The sequence below is a fragment of the Roseateles sp. P1_C6 genome, from assembly GCF_056406315.1.
The window spans coordinates 484,176-509,571 of sequence record NZ_JBFUAK010000003.1; the positions used below are offsets into that span (position 1 = coordinate 484,176).

The window sequence follows — 25,396 nt, forward strand, 5'->3', positions numbered from 1 at the left end:
GCTGAACATGAACAGCTTCGGCCAGGAGATCGTCTACAACGTGCCGGACGAGTTCCTCGACAAGGTCGACTTCCCGGTCTACACCATCCCCGCCACGCCGCCCGGCAAGCCCAACTGGACCGGCCCCTACATGGCGCTGACGGGCAACGGCTCGCTGGACCTGCTTGACGGCCTGCTGGACCTGCGCGGCGACTTCAGCGTCATCATCTCCACCAGCGGCGTTGAGATGGCCGTCACGGCCACGCTGGACCTGCCGGTGCTGCAGCCGCTGCAGGTCACCGGCACGCTGGGCATCGTCGCCGGCGGCATCTACGGCAGCCTGGAAGTGGGCGGCAGTGGCGCCGACTCCAAGATCATCGACGGCGGCGGCGTGTTCGACGTCAGCGGCCGCTTCCTGCTGCAGATCAACACCACGAGCCAGACCCAGCAGGTGCGCGGCCGCGACGCGAGCGGCAACGTCTTCAACGCGCAAGGCCAGCCGGTCATCGTCAACGTCGCGCCGCAGCTGCTGCGCCTGTCGGGCTCGGCTGCCATCCACGTCGGCCCGATCACGCTGTCCGGCGGCATGGACTTGCTGATCGACAGCCACGGCCTGCAGGCCAGCGGCAACGTCACGCTGGACCTGGGCGATTTCGGCGAGCTGGCCTTTGCGCTCGATGCCGCCTTCGGCACCGACGCCAGCAACTCGCCGTTCTTTGCATTGCGCGTGCAGACCACGCTGGAGTTCGGCATCTCGGTGCTGAACATCAAGGCCAATGCGCTGCTGCAGATCAACACCAGCAGCAACGACTACACGACGCTGTCCGGCCACACCATCGCCGGCGACACGATGTTCGACCTCAGCCTCAACGGCAAGTTGAAGCTGCTGGCCTTCGACATCGACTTCGGTGGCCGCATCAGCATCGTCAACGACGTCTTCAAGCTGGAGTTCAACGGCCACCTGAACTTCTTCAATGCGCTGACGGTCGACGTGGGCGGCTTCGTCTCCAGCGACGGCCAGTGGGAAGTCCACGGCAGCGCCGAGATCGACATCCACCTCGGCCCGCTGCACTTCAACGCCGGCATGAGCGTGGCGCTGTCGAGCCGGCCGCGCTTCTTCGCCGAGGCGCATGGCTCGCTGGACTTCGAGATCGACCTGGGCATCTTCGGCAGCATCGACTTCACGATCGCCGGCTTCGATGCGCAGATCGACATCACGCCCGCCGCGGCCTATGTCGCGGCGCGCGTGCGCGTCATGGGCATCAGCGTCGGCGGCAGCTACAAGTGGAGCTTCGGCTCGCCGCCCGACATCAGCCACCTGGCGTCCGACGGCACGCTGTACCTGCATGCCGGTGACGCGTCCGGCCGCTACGGCAGCGGCACGCTGTACGACGACATCACCAACGAGGCCTTCAGCGTCGACCAGGACGGCGGCACCATCACCGTGCGCTCGCTGGGCGAGACCGACACCTACGCCGCCGGCAGCGTCCGCAAGATCGTCTACTACGGCGGCAAGGGCAATGACAGCCTGTTCATCGGCACCAGCGTCGCGGCGCTGCTGGACGTGGACGGCGGCCTGGGCAACGACGCCTTCGTCATCATGGGCGGTGCGGCCGGCAGCGTCGTGCGCGGCAGCGCGGGCAAGGACGAGTTCTCCAGCGGGCCCGAGAACGGCGTCAGCTTCTTCGGCGGCGACGGCGACGACAAGTTCATCGGCGGCGACGGTGCCGAGACCATCGACATGGGTGCGGGCAACAACCGCATCTGGGGCAATGGCGGCAACGACGTCATCAACATCGGCGCCGGCGAGAACGTCGTCGACGCCGGCGGTGGCGACGACCTGATCCGCATCGCCGTCGGCGGCGGCAAGCTGACGCTGGACGGCGGCGCCGGCAACGATCGCCTGGTCGTCGCGCCGTTCACCAGCAACGCGCCGCTGCAGATCAAGGACCACGAGGTCTTGATCGCCGCCTCGGCCGGCAGCCGCCAGATCGTCTTCAACGAGAGCCTGGAACGCGTCGAGCTGACCGACCAGAACGCCACCAGCACCGTGCTGTCCAACCCGACGGGCGCCAGCTGGGGCCGCAGCGATCTGGTCATCGACGCCGCCGGTGTGCTGGACGTGACCAACGCGCGCATCGTCGCGCCGCAGGGCTTGTTCAGCGTCAGCGCGGCCGGCGTGCGCGGCGTGCTGAACACCCAGCTGGCCGAGCTGTCGGTGCTGAACCGCGGCACCGGCGCGGCGGACACCGTCGACATCGTCGTGCGCGAGGTCGACAGCCTGCAGATCGTCAGCGACGGCCGCGCCGAAGGCGGGCTGGTGGCCAAGTCCGGCGGCATCGACGTGGACCTGGCCGGCCGCGAGGCGCTGTTCGACCATGTCAGCGGCCGCGTGCTGGCCGGCGGTGCCGGTCGCGAGCTGCGCCTGATCGCCGACGACATCGACCTGCAGGCCGGCAACGACAGCGTCATCGGCAGCGGCCGGCTGACCCTGCGCAGCCACGCGGTCGACCAGAACTACCGCATCGGCAGCGCCGGCCAGAGCGAGTACGGCAACGATCGCTCGTTCGGCCAGACCGGCGCGATGGAACTCAGCGAGCGCGATGTCTCCGCGCTGGCCAACGGCTATTCGGTCATCGACATCGGCCACACGGCGCCGGGCGTCGTCATGCGCGTCGGCGACCTGAACAACGGCACCGTCTACGGCAAGGCCTTCTCCGCGCGGCTGGACGACGTGGCCCAGCTGCAGGCCGACTGGATCATCGTCCAGGGCGACGTGCAGTCCACGGAAGGCCTGAGCCTGCAGTCGCGCCTGCTCGAGATCCGCCGCCAGAACGTCAATGCGCCGGACGGCGGGCCCAGCTCGGGCCTGAGCGCCGTCGACCTGACGCTGAATGTCGCCGAGCAGGTCGTCGTCTCCGGCTGGCTGCGCGCCCAGCGCAACCTGACGATGAACGTGCTGGCGAGCACCGGCGCCGGCGCCTTCATCGGCTATGGCGACGGCCCCAACAGCATCTCCACGGACAAGGGCGCCGAGATCAGCGTCGCCCAGGCCGGCGGCAGCTTGAGCCTGCGCGGCAGCGGCTCCGTCGTCATCGCCAGCGCCGTGCAGGCCCTGGCCGCCAACTCCACGCTGCGCATCGAGGCCGGCAGCAAGCTGCAGCTGGGCGAGGGCGCGCTGGTGTCGGCGTCGCTGGGCGGCTCGCTGGTCAGCCTGAACGCCGGCCAGAAGGTGCATCTGCTCAGCGGCAGCGCCGTGCTGGGCGGCGCCACCTTCGCCAGCGACGGCCGCACGCCGCTGCTGACCGGCAGCGGCACGCGTGTCGAGATCAACACCCCGGGCGAGCTGCTGCTGGGCGGCTCGCTGACAACGGCGGCCAGCGCCGTCTTCAACGTTGGCGAGGTGAGCAGCACGCAGGCCGACTACTTCGACACGCTGCCGGGCATCACGCTCGCCAGCACGGCCGACGCGGCGACCATCGCCGCCATCCTGTCGGGCCTCGCCGCCGGCAACCTGTCGCCCGAGCTGCTGTCGCTGCTGGCCAGCCAGAACCTGACGCTGGGCTCCTCGCACGCGGTCGCCGTGGGCGACTACACGCCCTTTGGCGAGCTCAGCAAGGAGGCCCAGGCCGCCGTTGCCGCCAGCCTCGGTTACCAGGTGCTGGAGCACGGCGCCTTCTTCCGCGCCACGACCAACACGATGCGCGAGCAGCTGGTCGTCGGCCACGCCGTCAGCTACGACCCCGCCGCCGTCAACTGGGGCGCCGCTGACGCACCGGCCGCCGGCACGGCCTTCGAGTCGCTCAGCACCGCCCAGCAGGCCGCCGTGGCCGCGCACTTGGGCTACACGATGTATGCCCAGCCGGCCTACTACAGCGCCACCGCCGGGTTGCGCGCCGGTTTCATCGAAGGGCTCTCGGCCGACTACGACAACGCGACCATCGGCTGGGCCGCCGCCGGCGTGGCCGCGCCCAGCGGCGACCCCGGCTTCGCGCAGCTCAGCGCCGCGCAGCGCATGGCCGTCGTCGACCAGCTCGGCTACCGCCTGGATTACTACGCCATCCCAGCCGCGCAATGGTCCAGCCAGCCGCTGGACTACGCCGCCATCCCACGCGCGACCTGGATCGAGTACTTCACCGGCAACTACGCGCTGCTGGTGGATGCCGACCTGTGGGGCGCCGCCGGCAAGCCCGACATCGCGACGCCCTACGAGCTGCTGAGCGCCGCGCAGCAGGCCGTCGTCGACAGCGCCATCGAGTTCGTGCCCACCCAGGGTACGGGCTACGCGCAGCTGACGCCCGACCAGCGCAGCCTGGTCGACCAGCTGCTGCGCCCGGCCGAGGATGCGCAGTTCAAGGACCTGACGGCCGCTCAGAAGGCGACCGTCATCACCTACATCCAGGCCGGCGACGCGGCGGGCAAGCCGGCGCAGTTCTTCAACTACGAGGCCGCGGCGAGCAAGCGCCTGGTCACCGGCTTCAGGGAAGGCGTCGTCACCGACTACCGCAACGACCAGATCGACTGGGGCAGCGCCGGTGCCCCGGCCGCCGGCACGGCGTTCGCGTCACTGACCGCGGCCCAGCAGCGCATCGTCGCGCACAGCCTGGGCTACGAGCGCGCCGACGGCGAGAGCTTCTTCAAGGCCGACGCGCCGGCCAGCGACCGCTGGGTCAGCGGCTTCACGGCCGGCGGCGCCGATGTCGACTACGCGCAGATCGACTGGGGCGGCGCCATCAAGCCGGATGCCGGCACCAGCTTTGGCGAGTTGAGCCTGGCGCAACGCGCCGTCGTGCTGACCGGCCTGGGCTATGCCGAGGTGCAGCGCGAGGTCTACGTGAACCGCAGCGCCGCCGACGGCCACCAGGTGCTGGCGACGCTGACGGACGGCGCGGACTACCAGTTCGCCAACATCGCCTGGGGCGGCGTCGCGCCGGCACTGGCCGGCACCGCCTTCGTCGACATGACGGTGGAGCAGCAGGACCGCGTGCTCGCCAGCAACGGCTACAGCCGCTGGCAGGGCGAGGTGTTCGCCAAGACCGCGGGTGCGCCGGAGTACCGCACCAGCCTGGACTTCGACCGCGACGCCATCGTCTGGTCCGCCGTCGCCATCCCCAACGCCGGCCAGGCCTTTGCCAGCCTCGACGCGCAGCAGCAGGCCCGCGTGCTTGCGCAGACGGGCTTCACGCCCTACAGCGACGCCGGCCTGGTCTTCTACAAGGCCGACGCGGCCGACGGCCTGAAGCTGCGCACCAGCTTCGCTCAGGGCCAGGACTACAGCAACGCCGCGGCCGGTGTGTCGCACGCGACGCGCTGGGTGCTGGACGACGGTGCCGGCCACCGCTACATCGCCTACGCCTACGACGCCAATGGCGACGGCGTGGCCGAAGAGCTGCGCGTGCTGGACCCGCATCCGCTGTTCGGCCAGCGCGGCGCCGGCTTCCTGCTGACGGGCACGATCACGACGCTGCAGGCCAATGCCGACCTGAACGTCAACACCCGCGACGACATCATCGTCCAGGGCAACATCAACCTGCTGGGCAACGGCTCCGACCTGACGCTGGCCTCCGACCGCTGGGTCTACTGGCAAGGCCAGGCCGAGATCCACGGCAACATCAGCCTGACCGGCCGCGGCGCGCCGGAAGCCGGCAAGCCAGGCGAGGGCACCAGCGTCTACGTGCACGCCAGCTCCACGCTGAACGCGCTGGCCGCTGGCGCCAGCATCACCGTCAGCGGCGCCCGCGATGTCGAACTGCACGGCGCGCTGGTCGCCGGCGGCGAGATCACGCCCAGCGGCGTGCAGTGGCTGGGGCCGGACTCGCGCATCAGCGTCACCGCTGGCGAGCGCATCGATATCGACACGGCACTGACGGCGGCTCGCGCCGTCACGCTCACGACCACCGGTGCGCCCGGCGCCGACGACGCCGGCTACGGCCTGGTCATCACGTCGGCCGGCGGCATCAGCGTGCCGGGCCTGACCAGCAACGCCAGCGGCGGCCAGGTCACCATCAACACGGCCGGTGCGATCAGCATCGCCGGCAACATCCTGTCCGGCGCGACGGCCAGCCAGACCTTCGGCGCCAACGGCCGCCTGATCAGCGAGAACTTCGACTGGTCCGACGAACCGTCCAAGGTCAGCATCACGGCCGGCGGCCAGCTGTGGCTGGGCGGCATGGTGCGTGCGGCATCGGGCAACCTGGTCGAGGTCGGCGCCACCATCCGCGCCGGTCAGTCGGTGCTGCTCAGCGGCGGCGTGTCCACCGACGGCCTGAGCCTGCGCCTGCCGGGTGCGGCCCGCGTCGTCGTCCACGACGAGGCCGGTCGCATCGACCTGCGCGCAGTCGGCGCCGCCAACCTCGATGGCCAGCTCGTCGCCGGCGGCGACATCGAGGACGTGCAGGACCGCGACGGCTTCAACCTGGGTTCGCGCGTCAAGACCTTCGGCGGCAACTCGGTCATCACCGTCGAGGCCGGTGGCGCCGTGCGCCTGACGCGTGACCTGCAGGCCGGCCGCACGCTGGATGTGCGTGGCGGTGTGCCAGGCGCGGCCGACCCGAGCGACCCGTTCGCCGGCTACGGCCTGCTGCTGGGCGGCACCGTGCAGCTCAGCACCTGGCAGGAAGACAGCACGATCGCGCTGTCCGCCGCCGGCAAGCTGGGCGTGCTGGTGCCGGCCTGGACGCAGGAGCTGCAGGCCGCGGGCTTTGCCGAGCTGGCCAGTGGCCGCCTCAGCGAAGACGCGTCGTTCACGATCAATTTCGATGCGGGCGGCTATACCGTCACTGGCACCGTCACCGTTCGCGCGCTCGACACGGTCGACAACACCGGCATTGCCGGACTGCGACAGGACGTGGAGAACGCGCTGGCCGGGGCGGCCCTGGTCGTCACTCGGTCGCCGACCGGCACGCCGGCGGTGGGCAGCACGCTGGGCATCACCGCCAGCCAGCTGCAGGTGCGCCTGGACGACGGCCACCTGGTGCTGACCAGCACGACCGCGCAGCCCTTCACTGTCGGCGCCGCAGCCGGCTCGGACCGCCTGGGCTTCACGCAGGCCAGTGCCACGTCCAGCCGCCCGTACGCGGTGGATGCCAGCGCGACGGGCTCGGTCATCAAGATCGGCCGCGAGAACGCGCCGACTGGCGAAATCATCGTCGCCGGCTCGCTGCGCGCGCACACGGCCATCGAGCTGAATGCCGGCACCAGCAGCAGCGGCAACGCGCAGGTCACGTTCGCACCCACGGCCCGCGTCGAGACGCTGTCCGGCGGCATGCGCTTCTCGCCCACGGGCGCGGCCGCGCTGAACGGCGAGTTCATCGCCCGCGGCGCCGGCGCCGACATCACGATCAATGCGCACGACACGCTGGAGCTGCGCGGCAGCTTCACGGCCCAGCGCGACATCATCATCAAGGCCGGTACCACCGAGCATGCCGGCGAGCTGAGCCTGCACACCTTCAGCAGCAGCGTGCTGAACACGCAGGACGTCGGCAGCCGCATCCTGATCTCCGGTGTCAATGACGTGCTGATCGGCAGCACCATCGGCACGACCAGCCCCGGCCTGGCCCAGCTGGACGTGCGCTCGACGAAGGGCACGCTGACCGTGGGCGAGGTAGTCAGCGCCACGCAGACGGCGGGTCGCCTGGAGACCGCGGGCCTGATCACGCTCAGCGGGGTCGATGTCGACATCGTCGGCGTCGTGCACAGCACCGGCGCCACGGCGGCGGCCTACGACGACGAAATCAGCGTGCTGGCCCAGCGCGACCTGCGCCTGCACGGCGAGTTCCAGGTGGCGGGCTCCATGCGCGCCATCGCCGGCCGCGACCTGTTCGCGTGGAACACCATCGTCTCGGCACAGGCCAGCGAGCAGCGTCTCATCCTCGGCGCCACGCGCAACCTTGAACTCGGCAGCCTGAACGGCCGCAGCGGCGGCCTGGTGCTGGAAGCCGACAGCCTGCTGCAGCTGAGCGCTGGCGGCAACTTCGTGCTGGCCGCCGATGCACAGGCCTACACCAGCGGCGTCAGCAGCCGCCTGCAGCTGCTGGCGCCGACGCTGACGCTGCTGGGCACGCTGCGCGCCGGCGGCGACTACACCGGCGGTGCTGGCGCCGGCTGGCAGTACACGGGTGGCGGTGCGACGCTGTCGGTCACGGCGCTGCAAGGCATCACGCTGGGCAACCTGGCGACCGGTGCCGGCGGTGAGCTGACGTCGACCGGTGTGCTGCTGATCCAGAGCGGCTCCGATGCCACCGGCCGAGGCTTCGCCAGCTCCGCGAACAGCACCGTCCGCGTCGACGCGGCCCAGGGCACGGCACCCGGCGTCACCGCACCCGGCCTGATCCGTATCCAGAGCGACGGCGACCTGTCGCTGGACGGCGGCATCAGCGCGCTGGACGTCGGCGCCGACGTGCAGATCCAGTCGCGCTCGCGCATCGACGTGAAGGGCCTGGTGCATGCCAGCGATCGCGTCGAGCTGATCGGCGGCACCGACGACAGCCGCATCGCCATCCGCGTCGACGTGCAGAGCAACGGCCGCACCGGCGCGCTGGAAACCGACCTGGACGGCTCCATCGTGCTGGCGGCCATCGACTCCATCGTCATCGAAGGCGTCGTGGGCCAATACGACCTGGGCGGCCAGGGCAGCACGGCGCTGGTGGACATCCAGTCGGTCGCCGGCGACGTCATCCTGCGGCGCGACATCAACGTCCGCAAGGACGTCGTCATGACCGGCCGCGACCTTGCCGCTCAGGCGGGCAGCCACATCTTCGCGCTGTCGGCCACGTCCACGGTCTACCTGGAAGGCCGCAACAGCATCACGGTCTCGCAGGGCCAGACGGTGCCCACGGCCGTCAACCCCGCCATCGTGCAAGCCGGGCGCCTGGTGCATTTCGCGGCGCCCGCGGTCACGCTGGACGGCTTCGTGCAGGCCACGCAGGCCAACGGCCGCGTGCTGGTGTCGGCCGAACGCCAGGTGCTGATCGGCGGCAGCGTGTTCTCCACCGGCGACATCGAGGTGCATGCCGGCGTCGACCTGGCGCTGGGCCGCACGGCGCTCGAAGGCAGCATCCTGAAGACCGACCTGCAGGGCGGCGACATCCTCATCCACGGCCAGGGCTTGCTGTCCGCCGGCGGCGTCGTCAAGCTGATGGCCGGAGGCGACGTGACGCTGGACGCCGACGCGGCGCTGAACGCCGACCGCAGCCTGACCGTGCAGATCGTGCGCACCGTCTCCGAGACGGTGGACAAGATCATCAGCTACCGCAAGGAAGAGGCCGGCCAGATCAGCGTGCCCGAGGTCGTGCTGACGCCCACCGTGCTGACGCAGCAGATCGGTACCGAACTCGTGCCCGTGGGCCGCGAGTACCTGACGATGGATGTCACGCTGGCCCAGGTCGGCTACTTCAACCCGACGAGCAACGCGTTCGCCGAGTACCTCGTCGAGGGCCGCGACTACTTCAACCAGCGCCCGGCCAGCAACCCGAACAACGTGCCGGTGGTCGACTGGAGCAAGGCCGGCAGCGAGCAGAACCCCGGCGGCACCGTCACGATGCAGCCCACGGCCTTCGGCGGCAACAACTACAAGACCTTCGCCGACCTGAACGACACCGAGCGCTGGGCCGTGCTGAACGCCACCGGCTTCAAGCCGCTCTACGACTTCGCCTACGCCAATGCGCAGAACCACAAGACGCTCAACGGCGTGACCACGGTCACCGGCACGACGCCGACCTGGGACCAGGGCAACGCCACGCAGCGCCGCATCTTTTTCGTCGACGTGGCCGGCTGGCGCGACAAGTACGTCTACATGCCGGTCGGCGCGCAGGAGGACATCCTGTCGCTGGCGTCGGTCGGCGCGACGAAGTACCTGGGCGGCTCCGACCCGTTCGTGAATGCCCAAAACCCGGGCCACGGCGCGGTCATCGACGTCAGCGCCGACGGCAACAACACGGCCAGCGGCAACCAGGGTGGTGCCAGCAATTGGGGCGTGAATGCCGGCACCAACAGCGGCGAACTGGTGGGCTATACCCGCGAGACCGCGCAGGTGCTGTACTCGCAGATCGCCTCCGTCTTCCAGAACAGCGGCGTCGGCGACTGGAACATCGGCGACACGGACGGTGCCGGTCGCTGGGGCGTCAGCCTGTTCACCGGTGGCACGGCCGCCAAGAAGATCTACGACCTGGTCAACACGGGCTTCGGCGGCGCCAACGCGCTGGCCGACGCGTCGCTGGACCGCATGCCCGTCTGGGCGGTGAACCCGAGCACCCCGAACGACTACACCGACAACGTCTCCGGCGGCCGCGGCACGAACTACATCAATTCGAGCGCCAACTGGTACACGGCGCTGACGCAGGACACCGCGTCCATCACGACCGACTCGGCCTATTACGCCACCACCAAGGTCGTCGGCGGCTCGCAGGGCGCGTACTTCAACTTCAAGTTGTGGGTCGACGGCATCGGCAGCTGGGGCGCCGACTTCAGCACCTACAACGGCGGCGCCAACGACCCGGACATCCGCAACACCTATTTCAACGGCCTGCCGCCGCCGTTCAACTACGGCTTCCACGACTACGCCAGCGCCATCAGCATCGGCTCTGCCTACCTGGTGCAGCTGATCCAACACGTCAATTACGGCGGCGCATGGACCAACTTCACCGCCGACGACGGCTGGCTGGGCGACAACACCGTCGGCAACGACAACGTCTCGTCCTACCGGGCCTGGGGCAAGGTCTACGAGAACTTCTACAACTACGTCTACAACTGGACCAGCACCGACAAGGCCGTCTATGACCGGCGCGAGCAGCACCAGTACACGCTGACGACGCAGGCCCAGGACATCCTGGACCAGCGCCCCATCTACCAGACCACGACGACGATGGTGCCCACCGTCGTCAACAAGCTCGTCACGGTCTGGAAGGACGTGCCCGTCACGACGACCGAGACCCAGCTGCGCACCGAGGTGGTCACGCAGACGCTGTCGGCCGCGCTGGCTGGCGCCAACGCCTCCATCAGCGGCGGCTCGGTCCTCGTCGATGCCGGCAATGCCGTGCGCCTGTCAGGCCATCTGACGGCGTCGACGTCGATGGAAGTCAACGCCGGCGGCGAGCTGGCCCTGCACGGCAACGACCACGCCGGCAAGGCGCTCGCGGTCGAGCTGGATGCCAACGACCTGCGCCTGCATGCGGGCGTCACGCTGCGCCTGGACAACTCGGCCGTGCTGTCGGGCACTGCCGGCGTCAACGCCGCCAGCGTGCAACTGACCAGCGATGGCGACCTGCTGATGGCGGGCCGCATCCAGGGTGCGTCGCTGGGCCATGTCGAACTGCAGGCGCTGGGCGACGTGACCCTGAGCGGCGGCGGTAGCGAGACGCTGGGCAACCAGACGGGTGTGCGCGGTGGCGGCATCACGGCCGCCAGCATCACCATCAGTGCCGGCCATCTGGAGCGCGACGGCGGCGGTTTCGTCACCTACGGCATCGGCAGCGGCAGCATCAACGTCAGCGAGGGCACGACGCTGTACGCCACGGGCGGCGACCTGACGCTGTCCTCCGGCGAGTTCGCCGGCACCATCCGCCTGGGCGGCAGCGAGCTGCATGCCAGCGCGGCCATCGACCTGTCGGCGGCCGCCGGCCAGATCCTGCAATCCTCCATCGGCAGCGGCGCCAATGTCGTGATCAGCGGGGTGCTGACCGCCGACGTGCTGCGCGCCACGGCCGAGGCCGGCATCGTGCTGGCCACCGACGTGAACCGCGTCGAGAGCGCCGTGCTGACCGGCGAAGGCAACATCGAACTGGCCAACCAGCGCGCGCTGGTGCTGACCCATGTCACGGCGGCCGACGGCTTCATCAGCATCAAGGCCTTCGGCGACATCACGGCCACCCGCGTCGAGACGCTGGGCAGCACCGACCGCAACGACATCAGCCTGCGCAGCCTGTTGCGCGACGGTGCCACCAGCCGCGCCAGCATCCTGGTGGGCGACGTCACGGCCGGCGTGCGCGGCGACGTGCTGCTGGACGCCCAGGGCAAGCTGCTCAAGATCTCCAGCAGTTCGCGCATCACGGCCGACGAACTGGTGCTGCTGGCCGGCTCGCGGCTGGACCAGGCCAGCGACCGCGGCGCCGTCGACCTGAACCTGCTGGTCAACAGCGTGTCGGTCACGACCCGCGGTGTCGGCGACGTGACGCTGGCCCAGGGCGCGCACCGCCTGACGGTTGCCAACTCGTCGGTGGCCGACGGCAGTTTCACGCTGACGGCCGGCGGCCTCGTCGACCTGGCCAAGCTGGTCGTCGCGTCCAACCGCGCGGCCTCCGACATCAGCGTGACGGCCCAGGGCGACGTGCTGGTGCGCGAGGTGTCGGCCGGCCTCTATCTGGAGCGCCTGGCCGACGCGCCGGTCGTGCGCAATGCGCAGGGCCAGGTCATCGCCATGTCGGGCTACAGCTCCGGCGGGAACATCAGCATCACGTCCATCGCCGGCGGCATCAGCGAGAACTTCGTCGACGACGCGCCCGACCTCGTCGCCAACGTGCTGACGCTGCGCGCCGCCACCGGCATCACCGGCCTGGAGATCGCGGCCAACACGCTGGACGCCGACACCACCGGTGGCGACATCCTGCTGGCCGACTTCGACGGCGTCGCCGAGACCTCGCCGGGCCTCACGGTCGCACGCGCCACGACGGCACTGAACGCCGGCACGCGCGTCGACATCAGCGTGACCGGCAGCGATGCGTCGCGCGTCAACCGCAGCGGCATCGAGGGCGACCTGCGCGTGACGGCCACCGGCTGGGTGCGCGGCGACAACATCCGCCTGGCCAGCACGACCGACAGCGTCTTCGTCCTCGCGCCCACCACTGGCGGCCGCTCGACGGACTACGGCCAGAGCCAGTCCGAGTCGCTGCACTACACGCGCGGCGTCGCCTTCGTCGCCGCGCACACCTTGCAGCTGAACCGCTTCTACAGCGGCCCCGAGCGCACCGAATACCGTGCCGGCGACTACTTCTCGTTTGCCGACCAGGGTAGCAACCGCCGCCTGCTGCCGACCAGCATCACGTCGGACACGCTGATCCTGGAAAGCGGCAGCACGCTGAGCCTGAACGGCACGCTGAGCGCCAACCGCCACCTGGAGCTGGTGTCCGGCCAGGACGTCATCCTGCGTGGCCAGGTGCTGGTCAAGGGCCAGTACTACAACGGCACGAACGCCGGCTCGGCCATCGACGAACTCGTCATCACGGCGCGCGGCCTGACGTCGTCGACCAAGTCCATCAACATCAACAACGCCAACGGCCTGAACGACCGTTTCATCGAAGCCGGCACCGACGCCAACCACGACGGCCTCGTCGACGGCACCAGCATCATCATCCTGGGTGTCGACTACAACGGCGACGGCGTGTTGAACAGCAACCTGCTCACCGACGTCATCGACGAGGCCAACGTCGTCACGCCGACGGGCCACATTGACCTGCAGCTGGCCGCCTTGCCGGTCACCCACCTCGAATTGCGCGCCGCGCGCGACGTGCGCGTCGATGTGACGGCAGGCTTGAGCCTGGCCGGGTTCGTCGGTGGCCTCATGGGCTTCAACCCGGCGGCCAATGTGCGCCTGGACGTCAGCGGCACGCTGCAGCTCAAGAGCGGCATCGTCAGCGCCGGCAACGACCTCATCGTGCGCGCCGGCGCCGTGTCGTCGGACGGTGCCTCCGTCTTCATCGCCAGCAGCCTGGACGTCGAGACCACCGGCAGCGTCGCCGCCAATGCGCTGGCCATCCAGCTCAACACCTTCACCCAGCATCTGCGCGCGGTCAGCAACGGCGTGGGCGGCATCAGCGTGAAGGAAGCCGGCGCCATCACCATCGAACAGGTGGAGGCCCGCGACGGCAGCATCCTCATCGACGCCGGTGGCGACGTGTCGGTGCGCAGCATCCTGAACTACGCCGACGGCGATGACATCACCGTCAAGTCCGGCGGCAATCTGCTCATCGACCGCATTGAGGCCGGCTTCGCCGTCGGCGCCCGCAAGACCGGCGGCATCGTCAGCGTCGACTCGCTGGGCACGATCAAGGAGTGGCAGGCGCTGGGCCGCACGGCCGACGGCCAGCTCGACGGCACCAGCGCCTACGACCAGAGCGCCGCCGAGCTCTACGGCTACCAGGTCAAGCTCTACAACAACGCCGTCGTCGCCTACAAGCAGCTGGTCGGCAGCGGCGATGCCGGGACGACCGACGAGATCGAGATCCGCATGGTCGCCGGCGGCGCCATCACCCGCGACGTCAGCCACATCGGCGAGACCGGCGCGGCCCAGGGCAGCGGCAGCATCCGCAGCATCACGCCCGTCGAACTGGCGCCGCCCGGCGTCGACCGCGCGCAGATCAGCAAGATCGACTTCGGCGGCGCGCTGCTGGCCGGCGACCGTTACGTCGTCTACCTCGCGGGCACCCCCTTCTCGTCGGTGCTGCAGGGCTCGGGCAACAACGCGCCGACCAGCGTGGAGTTCGAGGCCTTGCTGACCGACCTGGAAACCCAGATCGAGGCCCAGGGCTACACCGTCGACGTCGACGTGACCCTGGGCACGCTGGTGGTCACGCGCAACACGGTCAACAGCAGCTTCACCGCGTCGGCCGCGGTCACGCATGACTTGTTCACCGCCTTCGGCACCAGCGTGCTGCAGGACGGCAGCGTGCCGACGCAGTCGGCCACCGCCGCGCTGCCGCAGATCAGCCAGGTGAAGTTCGACGCCACCGCGTCACCCGCCGCGGGCGACGTGTTCACCATCGACGTCTCCTTCGTCAACGGCAGCGGCGACACGATCAGCGCCACCTACCGCATCGTGGCCGGCGCCTCGCCGAGCTGGTCCGGCGTGCTGACCGCGCTGCGCGACGCCGTCAACGCCGACACCGGCCTGCCCGTCACCGCCAGTCTGTCGGCCGGCAGCGATGCGCTGGTGCTGACCGGCGACGCGGTCAACAAGACCTTCACCGTCTCCAACGTCGCGGCTCGCCATGAGACCGTGGACGACGGCAGCACGCCCGTCACGGCCGCCGGCATCAGCCAGGCGCAGCGCAGCCAGCTGTGGCTGGACACCAGCATCGGCCTGGACAGCTTCAAGACCTTCAGCGTCCATGTCGGCGGCGCGCTCTACACGGCCAAGGTCGGCGACGTCGCCGGTGGCACGACGGTCACGGCCGGCAACTACGCCAGCCTGGTCAAGGTGCTGGCCTCTGGCATCGACGGCAACAGCCTCGTCAACGCGGCCGAGCGCGTCATCGACGGCAGCGCCATCACCAGCCCCGACGGCAAGACCTACACCCTCAACATCGGCAGCGAGACCTATACCTACACCGGTGTCGCCGGCGACGACGCGTCCACCGTCATCGACGGCCTGGTGCGCAAGATCAACGCAGACACCACGCCCACCTACACGGCGCTGGCCCAGGGCACGACGCTGCTGCTCGTCACGGGCGCCAGCGGTGCCACGGCGATCACGCACAGCTACTCCGGCAGCGGTGGCGACGGTCTGACGGTCGACCCGGCGGACGGCGTGATCTGGCTGGTGGGGCAGGCCGCCAACCAGGCCTTCAGCTTCGGCACGTTCTCCGTGACCGACACGCCGACGACGGCCAAGACCGTCAATGGCGCGGACGCTGGCAATGGCAACAGCCCGCCGGCGGTGGCGCAGAAGTCCACCGTCACCTTCTCGTCCAGCCCACTGGCCGGCGCGACCTATCGCGTCGACATCGGCGGCCGGCCCTACCAGTGGGTGGCCGACGGCACACCCACGCAGACGGAGATGAACAACGCGCTGGTCGCCGCCATCCAGGCCGATGGCGCCAGCGGTGCCAACGCCGTGGTGACGGCCGCCATCGTCGGCGGCAACGTCGAGCTGACGGCCAAGACCCCCGGCGCCGCGGGCTTCGCTGTCGCGATCACGGCCGCCACGTTGTCGCCCACGACCGACACGCCAACCGCGACGCAGGTGCAGGCGCCGGGTGCCAGCGCCAAGCAGCAGACCGACATCGACTTCTCGGCCACGCCGCTGGCGCTGACGACCTACTCCTTCGTCATCGACGGCCGCAGCTACAGCATCACCAGCGACGCGACGCCCACGCGCAGCGAGCTGCAGCAGGCGCTGGTCACCGCCGTCACCAACGACAGCGGTGCGGTCGTCGGCGCCGCCATCCACGGCAACTCGGTGCGCTTGACGGCCGACAGTGACAACGACCCCTTCGACGTCACCGTCAACCCCGCCTTCCATGTCGCGGCGTCGGTCAACCTGGTCAGCGCCGGCAGCAACGCCACGCAGGTCAGCCGCATCGTCTTCGCGGACAACACGCTGACCGTTGGCGACAAGATCAGTTTCAGCCTTGGTGGCGAGGCGTTCAGCTACACCGTGCAGGCCAACCTGACGACCTGGCCGGACGTGCTGGACGGCATTCGCGACGCCGTCAATGCCTTCAACGCCGACAACGCGGCCCACCCCGGTTTCGCGATCACGGCCTCGGCCATCGACGGCACGGCACGCTCCATCACCTTCACGGCCGACGCGGCCAATGCGGGCTTTGGCATCACCGACGTGCAGGTGCTCGACAGCCGCCAGGTCGCCTCGGCCGGCGCATCGGGCAGCGCCAGCGACCTGCAGCTGGCCGGCAGCCTGACGCCGCAGCACAGCCGCATCGATTTCAGCGGCTCGGTCGCGTCGGGCACCGTCGTCACCGTCACCGCCAACACCGTCTACACCGTCACGGCCGGCCAGAATGGCGTGGGCACGACCTGGCCTGCCGTCATCGACGCGCTGGTCACGCTGATCGACGGCGGCGGCGTCATCAACGCCAGCCGCGTCGGCAACTCGCTGGACCTGCTCGCGCTGAGCAACAACACCCCGTTCGCGGCCGGCGCGGCAGTGCGCAGCGGCGATGCGCTGCGCAACCTGCCGTACACGGGCGACGGCGTCGTCATCATCCCCACGCGCACGTCGCTGGGTGACATGAACATCAGCGCCACGCACGACCTCTTCATCGTGCGCCTGCCGGTCAACCCGGCCGAGAACATCACGCTGAGCGCGGGCCACGCCCTGGTCGTCGTCGACGAGTTCGACCTCGGCACGACGGGCACGCTGACCGTCACCGCCGGCGACAGCATCACGCTCGGCAAGGAAGTGAAGGCCGGCACGCTGACGGCCACCGCCGGCAACGACCTGAGCCTGCTGACCCGTGTCAGCGACATGACGATCACGCTGAACGGCGCCAGCAGCGACCTGACGCTGCAGCAGACCGGCGCGCTGCATATCGACGTGCTGACGCTGGCCGGCGGCGACATCGACATCGAGGCCACCGGCACCATCACCATCGACAGCATCGTCGGCAGCGTCGGCAACATCCGCATCACGTCCACCGGCGGCAGCATCATCATCGGTGGCAGCGCCGCGACGACGGCCTCCTCGCACCAGGTCGTGCTGCGCGCGGCCGGCAGCGTCGACGTCGTGCTGGATGCCACCGAGCTGGACGTGCAGGCCAGCGGCAGCATCAAGGTGCACGAGCAGGACGCGCTGCTCGTCAACCAGCTGGACAGCGGCGGCGGCGCCATCGACGTGCAGGCCGGCGGCAACCTCGACCTGCGCGCCGCGGTGGCGACGCTGGGCAGCGCGGCGGTTCGCCTGGTCTCCACGGCGGGCGACATCACGGCCACCCAGGCCATCAGCGCCGTCACCGGCAGCGTCACCGTCGAGGCCGCGGGCCTGCTGGACCTGGGTGCCCAGGCCGACGTGACGACCCAGGGCGGCAACGTGAAGCTGTGGGCCACCAACGGCCTGATGGACCTGACGGCCGAGACCTATGTCGACGCCGGCGCGGGCGCCATCGAGCTGCACGCCGGCGGCAGGATCACACTGGGCAAGCTGCGCAGTGACTCGCACAGCGACCTGGTCGTCTGGGCCGGCGGCGTCGTCGACGGTGGCGAAGGCGACACCGACATCATCGCGGCCGATGCGCGCCTGTCCATCACGTCGCACGGCGGCATCGGCACGCAGGCCAACCCGATCGAGATCCAGGTCGCCAAGCTGCTGCTGGTCAACACGGCCAGCGGCGACATTGCGCTGGAAGAGGTCGACGGCGTCGAGATCGAAGGCATCTCGCAGGCCACGGCCGGCAGCGTCAACATCACCACGCGCGCCGGGCGCATCGACGTCAGCGGCGCCATCACGGGCGCCGACATCGGCAACGCCTCGGCCATCCCGGGCATCACCCTGTACGCCGGCGGCGGCGCCATCAACGTCGGCGCGGCCATCACCTCGGGCGGCCGCGCGGTCAACCTCGTCGCCGAGAGCGGCGACCTGACGCTGGCGGCCGGCATCAAGGCCGACAAGGCCAGCGGCACCGGCGGCACCATCACGCTGCGCGCCGTGGAGGGCTCCATCCTTGAAGCCGACAGCGCCTCGCCTTGGCTGCGCGAAGGCGGTGGCTACACGAGCGGCGCCTTCGAGGGTGAGCTCGAATGGCTGCTGACGCACGGCCGCTTCCAGGTCGACGCCGCCACCGGCGCTGTCACCGCCGACCGCCTGACCGCGGCCGAAGCCGCCCAGCACGGTGTCAGCAACGGCACCGCGCTGCGCCAGGCTGGCGGCGCCTACCTGCAAAGCGCCGGCGGCCGCGTCGTGCTGTCGGCGCTGCACGGCATCGGCGAGGCCGTGGACGGCATGCGCTACAGCCCGCTGGCCATCTACGTCAGCGCGGCCAGCATCAATGCCGGCAGCACCAGCCGCGAGAACGTGTCGGTCGTCGCCAGCGGCGCGATCAGCATCGGCGGTGGTGGCGCGGCCGGCTCGCGCGCCGGTTCCACCGACGTCATCAGCCTGGCCGGCAAGCAGACGCTGTCCAGCAACGTTGACGCCAATGGCGAGAACATCGACATCGCCGCCGACGACCTCGACATCCTGGCCGACGTGCGCAGCGCCGGCGCCGAACTGCGCTTCCGCTCCATCGCGCCGGACCGCCAGATCGTGCTGGGCCAGGCGCTCGCCAGCGGCGACTACATGCTGCTGGCCGGCAGCGAGCTGAACCGCCTGAAGGACGGCTTCTCTCGCATCGTCTTCGGCTCGGAAGGCTCGTCCAACGCCATCATGGTGACGGGCGCGCAGGTCGAGATGAAGGACGACCTGGTCTTCTACACCAACGGCGAGGGCGGCCACGTCGGCATCAGCGCCAACCTGATCGCACCGTCGCTGACCATCTTCGGCTCGGGTGACACGACGACGCTGTCCGGCGACGCGACCGCGACCACCGGCGACATCCTCATCAACGACTCGGTGCGCATCTCCGGCAGCCGCGTGCTGACGGCGCTGGACGGCGGCATCACGCTGGGCGGCAGCAACCTGCACTACCTGGGCGGCGACAGCACCGCCACGCGCGACACGCTGACGCTGGACGCCCGCAACGGCAACGTCCACGTCAGCGGCCGCATCGGCGGCGGCGAGGAAGCCAGCGACCTGCTGAACGCGCTGACGGTGCTGAACGCGCAGGACGTCGTCTTCGACCAGGACATCACCGTCGACGGCGACCTCGTCATCCAGGCCAGCGGCGTCGTCACTTTCTCCGGCTCCATCACGCTGCTCAATGGCGGCAGCCTGACCATCCTGGGCGCCAACCACATCGTCATGAAGGGCAGCGTCGTGCTGTCCGGCGTGAACGCGGGCCACGCGGGCGATGTCGTGCTGGAAGGCGACGAGATCGACCTGCGCATGAGCGAGGCCCAGTTCGTCGGCCACGGCCTGCTGACGCTGCGCCCGACCACCCTCTCGCAGTCCATCGCCATCGCCTCGCCCACCGGCGTCGGCAGCGCCGGCGTGCTCAACCTCGACGTGGCCGAGCTGCGCACGCTGGCAGACGGCTTCGCCGGCATCGTCATCGGCCACGAGGACGGCGGCCATGCGCTGGCCAGCGCCGGCGCCGTCAGCATCGGCGCACGCGGCGACGTCGACAGCCTGACGTTGAGCGATAGCCTGACCGTCTATGGCGCCACCATCGCCGTGACCGACTACAGCGACGCCACGGCCGTGCTGCGCCTGGGCGGCAACAGCCACCTGACGCTTGACGCCAGCAACCTCATCACGCTCTCCAACGAGATCGAGGCCCACAGCATCACGCTGGTGGCCGGCGCGTCGGGCGTGCGCCAGGTCGACACGGCCGCCGACGGCCTGCTCGGCGAGGCGCTGCGCGCGGTGGACCTGGTCGTGTCGTCCACCGGCGGCGTGTCGCTGAACTCGCTGGAAGTGCACAGCCTGGACGTCGTCAACAGCGGCACCGGCGGCATCGGCCTGACGATCAACGCTGCGCGCGACAGCTTCAACGTCGGCCAGAACCTCGTCGACGGCAGCGTGGGCATCCAGCGCCTGGCCCAGCTCAGCAGCACCGAAAGCGGCGCCATCGAGCTGGCCAGCCTGGGCGGCGATGTGACCGTGCTGGCGGCCGGCAGCGGCGTGTCCACGGTCGGCGGCGGCTCCATCAGCCTCAAGGCCAGCGGCGTCAACAACGGCGTGGCTGCCGCGCTGCGCGTGCAGCAGCTGGTCACGGCCGTCAGCGGCCAGATCTCCATGGAAGCCGCCGGCCTGCTGGCCACCAGTGGTGCCGGCCGCATCGCCCCGACCGGCAATGCCGTCATCAGCCTGACCGCCGGCGGCGACCTGCAGCTGGGCGCCGACCTGACGACGCTGGGCGGCCTCGTCACGCTGACGGCCGGCGCAGGCCTGCAGATGGCCGATGGCGTGGTCGTCAGTTCGCTGGGCGGTGGCGCCCAGGATGCGCGCCGTGTCGTGGCCGATGCCGCCGGCGACGTGCATGTCTCCATCATCTCGGCTACCTCGTCCATCGTCCTCAACAGCGCCAGCGGCGCCCTCGTCGACGGCCTGAGCGGCGACGCCGCCAACCTGCGCACCGACGCGCTGCGCCTGTCCGCCGGCACGGCCATCGGCTCGGCTGCCGCACCGCTGCGCACCGACGTCGCCAGCCTGGCCGCCAGCGTCACCGCCAGCACCGACGGCCTCTACATCGCCGAAGCCAATGGCCTGCACCTGGCCAGCGGCGGCCTCAGCCTGGCCGGCGCCAGCGGCGCACTGCAGCTCAGCGTCGCCAGCGGCGACCTGCTGATCGACCAGTCCATCAGCAACAACGCCAGCGCCGGCGGCGACATCCGCCTGACCGCGCTGGGCAGCAATGCCAACCTGACCATCGCCGGTCTCGTGGCGACGGACACCGGCGCCGTGCAACTGCAGGCCGCGGCCGACATCACGCTGGCCGCCCACAGCCGCGTGCAGACCAAGTCGCTGGCCGCGCCGCTGGACCTGTCCGCCGGCGCCCGCCTGGTCATGGCCGCCGACGCCCGCCTGGTCACCGCCGGCGGCAACCAGCGCCTCGTCGCGGCCAGCAGCGTGCTGCTGGGCCAGGTCTCGGCCGGCGCCGGCGTCGTCGCCATCAGCACGGCCGGCAGCATCAGCGATGCCGATGTCAGTGGTGGCAGCCAGACCGTCAACATCGCCGCCGGCGGTGTGCAGCTCAGCGCCGGCACCAGCGTCGGCAGCGGCGGCAACGCCATCGAGACCTCGATCAACACGCTGGCCGTGCGCGCCGCGGCCGGTGGTGTCTTCGTCGCCGAAGGCAACGGCCTGGAAGTCGGCAGCGTCGCGGCCGTCGGCGCCAGCGGCGCGATGGCCGGTGCCCAGGGCAGCGGCAGCATCGTCATCACCAGCGGCAACACGCACGAAGGCCGCCTGACGATCAACCAGGACGTCATCGCCACCGGCAATGGCAATGTGCTGATCGCCGTCAACACCGCGGCGCTGGCCCAGCCCAGCCTGCAGCTCAACGCCACCGTCGATGCCGGCAGCGGCGCGCTGTCGGTCATCGTGCAGGGCAGCATCGCCCAGGCCGCCGGCGGCCTGCTTGTCACGCGCGGCGGCACGGTCGATGTGCGCGCCGTGGGCGGCAGCCTGACGCAGGCCGACGGTGCGCAGATCAGCAGCGGTGGCGGCAACGTGCGACTGCAGTCCGACGGCGACATGACCGTGGCGCTGGTCGATGCCGGCAGCGGCGCCGTCAGCCTGGTCAGCGGCGGCAAGATCCTCGACGCCGACAGCAACGGCTCGGCCGACGTCGTCGCCGGCAGCGTGCGCCTGCAGGCCGGCGACGCCATCGGCGCCAGCGGCAACGCGCTGGATGTGCAAGCCGCCAGCGTGGCGGCCCAGGCCGGCGCGGCCGTGAACATCGCCAGCGGTGGCAACCTCGTCATCGGCAACAGCGGCGCCATCAGCGTCGGGGCCGTGCAGACCGATGGCAGCGTCAACGCGGCCGCCTTCACCGACGCCGCGCTGTCCGGTGTCACCGCCAACGGCGACCTGCAACTGCGCGCCGGCCAGAACATCGTCATGGGCGACGCCGAGCGCATCACGGCCGGCGGCAACCTGGTCCTCGTGGCCGGCGGCAATGTCGCGCTGGGCGACCTGCGCACGCCGGGCGCGGCGGTCATCGTCGCTGGCGGCAATGTCACCGATGGCGATGCGGCCGTTGACGTGAGCGCCGCCTCGCTGCTGCTGAAGGCTGGCGGCGCGGCCGGCACGGCCAGCGCGCCCATCGAGATCGCCGTCGGTCAGCTGGCCGCCAGCGCCGCCAGCCTGAACGTCGTGCAGACCGGCTCGCTGCAGATCGGCTCGCTGAGCGCCAGCCTGGCGGTCGATGGTGCCGCGGCGCAAACGTTGCAACTCAGCGGCCTCAGCACCCAAGGCGGCAGCCTGGGCCTCGCCGTCGCCGGTGGCAGCCTGGTGATGAGCGCGGGCAGCGCGGTCACCAGCCAGGGCGGCGCCATCCAGATCTCGGCCAGCGGCGACATCAGCGTCAGCCAGGTCGATGCGCGCGGCGCCGCCGGCGCAGGCCCGGCCAGCGTGGCCGTCACCGCGGGCGGCCAGCTCGGCGTCGCCGCCGGCGCGCCGGCCGTGCAGCTGCTGGGCAGCAGCGCCAGCCTGGCTGCCGGCAGCGGCATCATCGGCATGCACACCGACGTTGCCACGCTGCAGCTCGCCGCGGCCGGCCCGGTCAGCCTGAGCAACGTCGGCGACCTGACGCTGACGCAGGCCAGCGTCGCCAGCGACAGCCTGATGCTGGCCAGCGGCGGCACGCTGACGCTGAACGCCGACGTCAGCACCACGGCCGGCGCCGTCAGCCTCGCTGCGGCGCAGGACCTCATCGTCAACGGCCGCCTGTCCAGCGCCGCCAGCCTCGAAGCCCAGGCCGGCCGCGACATCGTCTTCGCCAGCAGCGCCACGGCCGACGCCGTCGCCGCGCTGCGCCTGGCGGCCGGCCGCGACCTGCAGCTCGGCGCCCTCAGCAGCCTGCGCGCCGTGTCGCTGATCGCCGGCGGCAGCATCCTCGGCGCGGCGGCCGACCGCATCGACGTGACGGCCCCGGTGCTGCGCCTGTCGGCCGGCGGCGGCATCGGTCGTGACACGGCCAACGCCGCCGACCGCCTGCAGACCCGTGTCGACACCGTGTCGGCGCGCGCCGGCAGCGGCGGCATCTGGATCCTGGAAGCCGACGCCGTCACCGTCGGCGACGTGGCTGTCAGCGTCACGCGCCTGGATGCCAGTGGCCAGGCCAGCACGGTGGTGGACGCGGCGCAGAGTGATCTGCTCACCACCGCCAACGGCAGCATCGGCCTGCGCACGCTGGCCGGCGGCATCGTGCTGAACGACGGCAGTGCGCCCAGCAACGGCGTGGCCGTGAAGGCCGACGGCAGCGGCAAGGTCAGCCTGCAGGCGCAAGGCCCCGGTGCCGTGCTGGGCGTGCCGGCACAGACCATTTCCCAGGACGGCGACGTCGTGCTGGACAGCAACCTCGCGCTGCAAGGCGGCCTCGTCGTCAACGCCGGCCAGGGTGGCGCCGCCGGTGACGGTGCGATCACGCTGACCGGCGCCATCGACGGGCAGGCCGGCGGCGCACCCGACACGCTGACGCTGCATGCCGACGGCGCGGTGAACGTGCTCGGCGCCGTGGGCAGCCAGACGGCGCTGGCAGGCCTGGCCATCGACGGCGCGACCGACGTCAGCTTCGCCTCGACGGTCCACCTGACCGGCGACCTGAGCATCCACGCCAGCGGCACCGTCGAGTTCCACGGCGACCTGGTGCTGGACGGCGGCAGCCTGCACATCATCGGCGCGACGCGCGTCGTGCTGAACGGCGTCGTCATCTCCGGCGGCGACATCGTGCTGAGCGCCGACGCGTTGACGCTGAACGGCGCGCTGACATCCAGTGGCGGCGCCTTCAACCTGCAGGCCACGACCGCGGGCCTGCCTCTCACGCTGGCCGAGAGCGGCGACGGTCTGCTGCTCAGCGCGTCGACACTGGCCCAGCTGCATGGCTTCGGCGCCGTGTCGCTGACCACCAGCGGCGCCGTCAACGTGGCCACCGACACGCTGAGCGCGCTGGCCGCCGGCAGCCTGGACATCACCGGCAGCAGCTTCAGCTTGGCCGGCGGCAGCGCCAACCTGCAGTTCACGGATCACGTCGCGCTGCACGCCAGCGGCGACGTCGCGATGAGCGGCCGTACCGCGCTGACCGCGGCCGGCGTGGACTTCAGCATCGACAGCCGTGGCGCGCTGAAGATGGCCCCGGGCTCGCTGGTCATGACCAACGGCGGCGACGTCACCGCCATCGCCGACGCCGGCATCACGCTGGGCCGCGTCGAAGCCGGCAGCGGCGGCGTGCTGCTGCAGGCACTGACCGGCCACATCGTCGACGCCGACAACGACGAGAGCGTCAACGTGCACGCAGCCTGGCTGTCCGTGCGCGGCCATGGCCCGGCGCTGGCGCCTGGCAGCTCCACCACGGCCGCCGCCATCGACGTGCAGGTCGACCGCCTGGACGCCGACGACCAGCGCGGCCTGATGCTGCGCGACACCGGCGCCGACGGCCGCACCCGCTTCAACCTGCTCGACAACGGCGTGCTCTACCAGCAGGTCGTCGCCGACGGCAGCCCGCTGCGCGGCTCCACGGCGCCCATCGCCCCGGGCGCCAGCGGCAGCAGCGCGGCCGACGTGACCGCCCACATGGCCGCCTGGCTGCAGGCGCTGCGGCCGCTGTCCGAATTGCGTCAGGGCTCGCTGCTGGACGGCCCGGCCCGCCACGCGCTGTCGGCGCTGACCGCCACCGCCGGTGACGACGTGCCGCACGACAGCGCCGCCAGCGTCTACCTGGCCACGCTGACGACGGCCCCCGAAGCCGCGGTCGGCGCCACCGCCGGCGGCGCGGCGCTGGACCTGCTGTCGGACGCGTCCTTCGGCCTCTCGCAAAGCCTGGAGCGCGCCTGGCTGCTCGGCAGCGGCTCGCAGCAACCGGCGGCCAGCGGCCTGCAAAGCTCGGTCGATACTGCCTTCGATGTCTGGGAGGAGAGCCTGGCCCTCTGA

General features: G+C 70.7%; 1 protein-coding gene (running past one end of the window). It reads left to right on the forward strand.

All coding sequences use genetic code 11. The features are described 5' to 3' along the window. Positions 1-25,396, forward strand: partial view of an LEPR-XLL domain-containing protein gene (locus AC1D29_RS08100; RefSeq protein WP_477896217.1) — the 3' portion only. 12,464 nt of this gene lie to the left of the window's left edge; 25,396 of the gene's 37,860 nt are visible here — the last part of the coding sequence; the start codon falls outside the window, past its left edge; its stop codon occupies positions 25,394-25,396.